This is a genomic window from Bhargavaea sp. GQ12, assembly GCF_059758705.1.
The window spans coordinates 1-6,871 of the sequence record NZ_JCAXEU010000034.1 but is presented as its reverse complement, the minus strand read 5'-3'; the positions used below and the strand labels follow the sequence as shown (position 1 = coordinate 6,871).

Here is a 6,871-nt window from a genome sequence, read left to right as displayed (position 1 = left end):
TGTGCCGCTCCGAAAGCGACTTCTCTATGATAGCACCAGGCAGTTTCGATGTCAACACTCTTTTCCAAGAAGTTTGACGCCGTATCGCTGCCGGCCGCCGCTCTCAAGCGACGTTTACTATCATACTCAGTTCCCGTCATTTCGTCAAGAGGATTTCTAAAACTTTTTTCGCATCCCCGGATTTACTCCTCGATATGGGCCACGCGGTAGTTCCGGTGCTCGATCCGCCCGTCCTTCGCCTGCTTCCTGACCACTTCGATGAGTCCCCTTTCAATCAGATATTCGACGAATACCTCGAGGTCGACCGAATAGTTCCGAAGTTCATCGTGCTCATGAAGTTCCTGGATCGTCCAATCCTCTTGACCGGACATGACCGAAAGGATATGCCTGGCACCATCTGCAACTTTGGAGTTGATAAAGAACTCCCCGGCAAGGAAGAGCAGCTCCAACCGCTTTTCAAGCGTTTCGTCGCTCAGCACCAATTCTTCGTATAGCTTATAGATCGCGGGATCAATTTTCTTGACCTGTGACCAGACCGTGACCTCGGGGAACAATCCGCTTTCGAGCACCGCCAGCCGTGCCAGGCCATGAAGGGAACGAACCACATGATTATAGGCGTCCAGGTGATTCTGCTGCTCGTAGAACATGCGTCCTTCCATATAGTGTCGGATCAGTCGGGCGAATTCGAGCCCGGTCTTGATCTGTCTCCCATAGAACGGGAAATCCTTGAGTTCCGTCTTGAGGTTTTCAATGTATTCATTCCGGTCGAAGAGGATCCGTCCGAAAAATAGCCAGTCCACAATTTTGCGGTTCGTTCCGAGCAGGAGCCACTTTTTCAATTGCCTCTCCGCGACAATGTGCATGGCCGCCTTGTCCTGTCCGTCCGTGTAGTGCTTTGTGAATACCGGCTGTTCCGCATCCTGCACAAGGATGAGAAGGATGGCGTCGAATGTATCTGTAACGGGGTCCAGCTTTCCCCGCTTTTCGACCAGGATGACACCGAGCGTATTCGGGTCACCCGCTCGCTCCTGATAAATCGGGCGCAGTAGATGCTCCATGGGGATTCCTCCTTTTACTCATGCTTGCAATTTCGACAAGCAATCGCCGATTCCTTCTCAGAGCAAAAAAAAGGGACAGTTCCGGACATGCGGACTTCTCAAAATCGTCATTGTTGGGGAGGCCCGACAGGAAACGGAGCCGCACAAATTGTGGTATAGTAGACGGGAAATGAGGAGGAAAGACGAGTCATGAAACCATATAAGAATAAAATCAACCGGATCCGATCGTTCGCTCTTGCGCTGATCTTCATCGGATTTGTCGTAATGTATTTCGGAATCTTTTTTAAGCAGTATCCGATCGTCATGGTCATCTTCATGTTCCTGGGGCTTCTCTGCATCATCGCGAGCACCATCGTTTATTTCTGGATCGGAATGCTATCGACTAAGGCCGTCCAGGTCGTTTGTCCAAACTGCGGCAAACCGACGAAGATGCTCGGACGGGTCGACATGTGTGGCCACTGCCGTGAACCACTCACACTCGATCCTGAACTGGAAGGCAAAGAGTTCGATGAATCTTACAACCGCAAGAAACCGGCACAGTCCGGAGAATAACCGGTATCTCGCCGCCCGTCTTATTGGGCGGTTTTTTTGTTGGGGAAATAAAAAACTCACGGGGCGGTATGCCTCGTGAGTTTCCGGTCCTTTACTGGACCACTGGATTAGTTTTGTTTTCTGCGCAGTCCGGGCATTTGCCGTAGACTTCCATTCGGTGGGAGTCAACCTGAAAACCCGTGATGTGGGAGGCCAGATGCTCGACTTCATCAAGTCCCGGGTAATGGAAATCAACGATCTTGCCGCAGTCGCTGCAGATAATGTGGTAATGGTGATGCGTCACAAAATCGAAGCGGCTCGAAGAATCTCCATAAGGAAGTTCTTTGACCAGGCCGGCTTCACGAAAGACGCGAAGATTGTTATAGACAGTTGCGACACTCATATTCGGGAACTTATCCTCCAGCGCACGATAAATCTCATCGGCAGTCGGATGGGACATGGAAGTTACGAGAAATTCAAGAATCGCATGCCGTTGGGGCGTGATTCGCACGCCGCTCGTCTTCAACGTATCCAGCGCTTCCTGCAGCACAGTTTCAGACATGGACATGCCCACCTCTTTCCATAAAGATTCCTTCTTAATAATCGTTATAAACAGTTTATAGGAAAGTAGGAGATTCTGTCAACGAAACCCCCTTGCCGCTTACTCGGCGTGCAGGACATCCTCCGAGCGGCCGAGCTTCATGTTGATGTAACGTGCTGCCACGAAAAGAAAATCCGAGAGGCGGTTCAGGTAAGCAAGCACATCGGGATTAACGTGATCGCCTACGAGCAGCGAGGCCCGCTCCGCTCTGCGGACAACGGTCCTTGCATAGTGGAGGCCTGCCGCAGCCGGATGACCTCCGGGGAGGATAAAGTTCTTTAGTGGCGGCAATTCCCCGTCATACCGGTCAATCCACTGTTCAAGTTTCTCAATTTCCGGCTTCTCCAGCTTCCACTTGACCTCTTTTCCTTCCGGTGTCGCGAGTTCTGCCCCGACGTGGAACAGCACCGTCTGGATCTGATGAAAAGCAGCCATCAGCTCGTCCTTGCCGTCAAAGAATTCCTGGTGCAGGTGCGAGAGCCCCAGACCGATCGCACTGTTGGCCTCATCGCATGTACCATACGCCTCGACAAGCGGATCCGTCTTCGGAACCCTCTTGCCATAGATGAGGGAAGTCTGTCCCTTATCCCCTGTCCTCGTATAAATCTTCATATTTAATATCCCCTTTCCGGATCGACCCGGTTTTGCATTTTATCCGCCTGGCCTTCGAGGTAGGCGCGGAGATTTGGCATGAAGATTTCCAGAGCCCGCTCCACATATTTGCCCGAATGTGATGAGATATGCGGGGAAACGGTCACATTTTCCATATTCCAGAGAGGGCTGTCCGCAGGAAGCGGTTCGGTTTCGAAAACATCGAGAACTGCTGCGGCAGGTCTGCCGCTCTCCAGCGCTTCGATCAGCACTTTTTCCTCGTAAAGATCGCCTCTTCCGAAGTTGAGGAAAAGCGCCGATTCCTTCATCGCGCCGAAATGTTCACGGCTGAGAAGCCCTTTGGTCTCGGATGTGCTCGGAAGTACAGAAATCACGGTATCCATCTCAGGGAGTGCCTCGGCAAGCCCGCCGAAGGAGACCATCTCGTCCATATAGTCAGCCTGCCTGCCGGAACGGTTGCAGCCGTAAGTCCTGACACCGAATGCCTGCAAAAGCCTTCCGACCTCTCCGCCGATCGCCCCCGGCCCAAGAATCATCGCCTTCGAGCCAAGCAATTCGGTACCCCGGATCTTCTGGTTCCACTCACTCCGCTCCTGCTGTTCGTACACGTCCTTCAATTTCTTTCGATATGACAGAATATGCGCCAGCATCGTTTCGGCCATCGGCGTCTTATGGATTCCCCGTACATTGGTTACACGAATGCCCATCTCCGCAATCCGTCCCAGTGGCATCTGCTCCATTCCGGCGGATGCGACCATGATCCATTTCAGGTTCTTCGCACGGACCAGGACGTTTTCATCCACGTCCGTCCCATAGGTGACGATGACTTCACTCGTTTCGACCGCAGGGTCATCTGTTTTTCGGTCGAACAGGAAATTGACTTCCGGAAACTCACTTCTAAGCATGTCTTCCTGGTGTTCCCTGATCCTGAACAAAAACAATACATCCACGTCCGGTTCCCCCTTAATTGTCCGTCAGTTGCCTGAGCGTCTCCAGTGCTTCTTCCACATGTCCCTTAACGCGGACTTTCCGCCATTCCTTGACGACAGTACCGGTCGGATCGATCAGGAAGGTCGATCGTTCGATCCCCATGTATTCCTTGCCGAAGTTTTTCTTGAGTGTCCAGACTCCGTACTGTTCCGCCACCTGATGATCTTCGTCCACCAGGAGCCTGAACGGCAGTCCGTGCTTATCGATGAACTTCGTATGGGACGCTTGGCTGTCCGGACTCACGCCGAGAATGACTGCGTTCAGCTTTTCAAATTCTCCGTGGCTATCGCGGAAGTCGCATGCCTGCGTCGTGCACCCCGGCGTGTTGTCCTTCGGATAAAAGTAAAGGATGACGTGCTGCTTTCCTTTATAGTCGGACAGCGATACCGCGTTCCCCTCGCTGTCGGTGAGTGTAAAGTCCGGCGCGGACAGGCCTTCCAGTGTTTCTGCCATTCCCGATCCCTCCATGAATTCGTTTTCTTCATCGTACCGGAGCATGCCTGGCCTGACAATTTTTTTGGTGTTCGCCTCGCACTTTGTCTACAATAAGAGTCGGAGATTATGAATGGAGGGGTTCCTTTGGAACGGAAACAGTCTGAACAGGTTTACAGCGAAGCGCTAAAACATATCGTAGGCGGAGTCAACAGCCCGTCTCGCGCCTATAAGGCGGTAGGCGGCGGCGCCCCGACAGTCATGGAGCGCGCAGAAGGCGCATACTTCTGGGATGTCGACGGCAATAAGTACATCGACTATCTCGCCGCGTACGGTCCGATCATCACCGGCCATGCCCATCCCCACATCACGGAAGCGATCACGCATGCTGCACAGACCGGTGTTCTGTATGGAACTCCGACACGCCATGAAGTGAAGTTCGCAGAGATGCTGAAAGAAGCCATCCACTCGCTGGACAAAGTCCGCTTTACAAACTCAGGTACGGAATCCGTCATGTCCACGATCCGCGTCGCCCGTGCCTATACCGGACGCACGAAAGTGCTGAAGTTTGCCGGCTGCTACCACGGACACTCGGACCTCGTCCTTGTTGCGGCGGGTTCCGGCCCGGCAACACTCGGCACGCCAGATTCCGCGGGTGTGCCAAAGTCGATCGCGGAAGAGATGATCACGATCCCGTTCAACGACCCAGATTCCTACCGAAAAGCGATGGAACAATGGGGAGACGAACTGGCGTGCATCCTTATTGAGCCGATTGTCGGCAACTTCGGGATTGTCGAGCCGGAAAAAGGATTCCTCGAGCTGGTGCATGAACTTGCGAAAAAGCACGGCGCCCTCACTATCTATGATGAAGTGATCACGGCGTTCCGCTTTCATTACGGCGGCGCGCAGGATCTGCTCGGCCTGACGCCGGACCTGACCGCGATGGGTAAAATCATCGGCGGCGGATTGCCGATCGGCGCTTATGGCGGCCGCAAGGAGATCATGGACCATGTCGCACCGCTCGGCCCTGCGTACCAGGCAGGCACGATGGCCGGCAACCCGGCATCGATGCTTTCAGGAATTGCCTGTCTTGAAGTGCTGAAGGAACCTGGCGTCTACGAGGAACTTGACCGGCTCGGCGCCATTCTCGAAGAAGGGCTGCTCGAATCCGCCCGAAAGCACGGCATCACGATGACGGTTAACCGCCTGAAGGGTGCACTCACCGTGTTCTTCACGGATGAAACGGTCAGCAACTACAAGCAGGCCGAAGACAGCGACGGCGAGCAGTTCGCGAAATTCTTCCGCCTCATGCTGGAACGAGGCATCAACCTCGCTCCTTCCAAGTACGAGGCATGGTTCCTTACAACTGCCCATACGGAAGATGACATCCGTGAAACGATCAAGGCGGCGGATGAATCCTTCGCCGAAATGGCGCGCGGATAAACGGGCTCCGGGGGAACGATTGATTTCACTTCCGCCGTTGGGGTAAAGTATGGGAACAACTAAACCGCGCGGAAAGGACAATCACTGAATGAAGCTCGGCGCACGCATATTAAAAACCGGTGTCGCGATCGTCCTCGCACTGTTCCTCGCACAGACAATGGGGCTGCCGACGCCGCTCTTCGCGGGGATTGCAGCGATTTTCGCCATCCAGCCGTCGATCTACCGCTCGTTCCGGACCATCATCCAGCAGGTTCAGGGAAATGTCATCGGGGCGTTTATCGCAATCATCTTCGCCCTTATCTTCGGTGACCACCTGATCGGCGTTGGATTTGCAGCCGTCACGATCATCGCGATCATGCTGAAGCTGAAGCTGGGCGATGCTGTCACACTTGCACTCGTCATGATGATCGGGATCATGGAACTCCCGGATGATAACTTCATCCTGTATGCTGTTCTCCGATTTGCGACGATGCTGACCGGAATCTTCTCGGCTTTTCTCGTGAATATGCTTTTCCTGCCGCCGAAATACGAGCCGCGCCTGTTCCAGTCGCTTTATGACGTACAGGATGAAATCATCCGCTGGACACGGCTCACCGGACGACAGGCTTCTGAGCATTCAGCAACGAAAAAGGCCATGAGTAAGATCGGTGACCGTTATAACAAAATCGATATGTATTATTCCCTTTACAAGGAAGAGCGTGGATTCACAAAAGCCTTCACTTTCCAGAAAGCGCGCAAGCTCGTCATATACCGTCAGATGCTTGCCGCGTCACGGGACGGTTTTGATATCCTGAAACAGCTGCATCTGTATGAGAATGAACTGATCGACATGCCTCCTCATTTCAGGATGATGATCCAGGAACTTCTGGATGAACTGCTCACCTACCATGAGCAGATCCTCCTTAAATTTGCGGGCAAACTGAAGGACGACCGGATGAACCGCTCCGGGCTGGATGGCCGGATGGACCGGCATGAAGTGATGGATATCTTTGTCAAAGAGATCAACATCGCCAAGCAGGAAGAGGAACAGGACTTTTCTGCCTACCACTTGCTTCACCTTCTTTCCTCGCTTCTTCAATATGAAGAACAGCTGGAAGACCTCGACCGGATGATCGTCCGGTATGTGAAGCGGCACGGAGACGAAATGGACGAGAAGCTGCAGGAAGACATTATTTAACTATATTAAAACCGCGGACAGTTTCGA

Annotated in this window: 8 protein-coding genes; 3 read left to right on the top strand and 5 right to left on the bottom strand. The window is 53.2% G+C overall.

Going from position 1 to position 6,871, the window contains the following annotated elements; genetic code table 11:
• Nucleotides 1–182: 182 nt before the first annotated feature.
• Nucleotides 183–1,058: a nucleotidyltransferase-like protein gene (locus tag AC6CHQ_RS16095; RefSeq protein ID WP_498082060.1), complete on the bottom strand. Its 876-nt coding sequence runs from the start codon at nt 1,056–1,058 to the stop codon at nt 183–185.
• 189 nt (nt 1,059–1,247) lie between these two features.
• Here AC6CHQ_RS16095 and AC6CHQ_RS16090 point away from each other — a divergent pair, with 189 nt between their 5' ends.
• The gene (locus AC6CHQ_RS16090) at nt 1,248–1,610 is read left to right on the top strand and encodes a YgzB family protein (RefSeq protein WP_092054716.1); all 363 of its coding nucleotides are present in this window, start codon (nt 1,248–1,250) and stop codon (nt 1,608–1,610) included.
• Nucleotides 1,611–1,701: 91 nt separating this feature from the next.
• Here AC6CHQ_RS16090 and perR read toward each other — a convergent pair whose 3' ends face one another.
• The 4 genes from perR to bcp all read right to left on the bottom strand — a co-directional run bounded on the left by perR (nt 1,702) and on the right by bcp (nt 4,245).
• Nucleotides 1,702–2,151 carry a peroxide-responsive transcriptional repressor PerR gene (perR, locus tag AC6CHQ_RS16085; RefSeq protein WP_177168382.1) on the bottom strand — a complete coding sequence of 150 codons (450 nt, stop codon included), beginning with the start codon at nt 2,149–2,151 and terminating at the stop codon, nt 1,702–1,704.
• Nucleotides 2,152–2,250: 99 nt separating this feature from the next.
• The gene (locus AC6CHQ_RS16080; RefSeq protein WP_251240577.1) at nt 2,251–2,802 is read right to left on the bottom strand and encodes a cob(I)yrinic acid a,c-diamide adenosyltransferase; all 552 of its coding nucleotides are present in this window, start codon (nt 2,800–2,802) and stop codon (nt 2,251–2,253) included.
• A 2-nt stretch (nt 2,803–2,804) separates the two neighbouring features.
• Nucleotides 2,805–3,752, bottom strand: a complete 948-nt coding sequence (locus AC6CHQ_RS16075; RefSeq protein WP_251240578.1) for a D-2-hydroxyacid dehydrogenase — start codon at nt 3,750–3,752, stop codon at nt 2,805–2,807.
• Between the two features lie 13 nt (nt 3,753–3,765).
• Nucleotides 3,766–4,245, bottom strand: coding sequence for a thioredoxin-dependent thiol peroxidase (bcp, locus tag AC6CHQ_RS16070; RefSeq protein WP_092054727.1), 480 nt, complete (start codon nt 4,243–4,245; stop codon nt 3,766–3,768).
• A 126-nt stretch (nt 4,246–4,371) separates the two neighbouring features.
• Here bcp and AC6CHQ_RS16065 point away from each other — a divergent pair, with 126 nt between their 5' ends.
• Together AC6CHQ_RS16065 and AC6CHQ_RS16060 are read left to right on the top strand one after the other, a co-directional pair.
• Nucleotides 4,372–5,667, top strand: a complete 1,296-nt coding sequence (locus tag AC6CHQ_RS16065; protein WP_092054729.1) for a glutamate-1-semialdehyde 2,1-aminomutase — start codon at nt 4,372–4,374, stop codon at nt 5,665–5,667.
• Nucleotides 5,668–5,755: 88 nt separating this feature from the next.
• Nucleotides 5,756–6,844 (top strand): FUSC family protein, encoded by a 1,089-nt coding sequence (locus AC6CHQ_RS16060; RefSeq protein ID WP_092054732.1) that lies wholly within the window; start codon nt 5,756–5,758, stop codon nt 6,842–6,844.
• The last annotated feature ends 27 nt before the right edge of the window (nt 6,845–6,871 follow it).

Excerpts from the sequence above, each read along its gene's own strand:
- AC6CHQ_RS16095 (WP_498082060.1), bottom strand. The coding sequence starts at position 1,058 with ATGGAGCATCTACTGCGCCCGATTTATCAGGAGCGAGCGGGTGACCCG.
- AC6CHQ_RS16090 (WP_092054716.1), top strand. The coding sequence starts at position 1,248 with ATGAAACCATATAAGAATAAAATCAACCGGATCCGATCGTTCGCTCTT.
- perR (WP_177168382.1), bottom strand. The coding sequence starts at position 2,151 with ATGTCTGAAACTGTGCTGCAGGAAGCGCTGGATACGTTGAAGACGAGC.
- AC6CHQ_RS16080 (WP_251240577.1), bottom strand. The coding sequence starts at position 2,802 with ATGAAGATTTATACGAGGACAGGGGATAAGGGACAGACTTCCCTCATC.
- bcp (WP_092054727.1), bottom strand. The coding sequence starts at position 4,245 with ATGGCAGAAACACTGGAAGGCCTGTCCGCGCCGGACTTTACACTCACC.
- AC6CHQ_RS16060 (WP_092054732.1), top strand. The coding sequence starts at position 5,756 with ATGAAGCTCGGCGCACGCATATTAAAAACCGGTGTCGCGATCGTCCTC.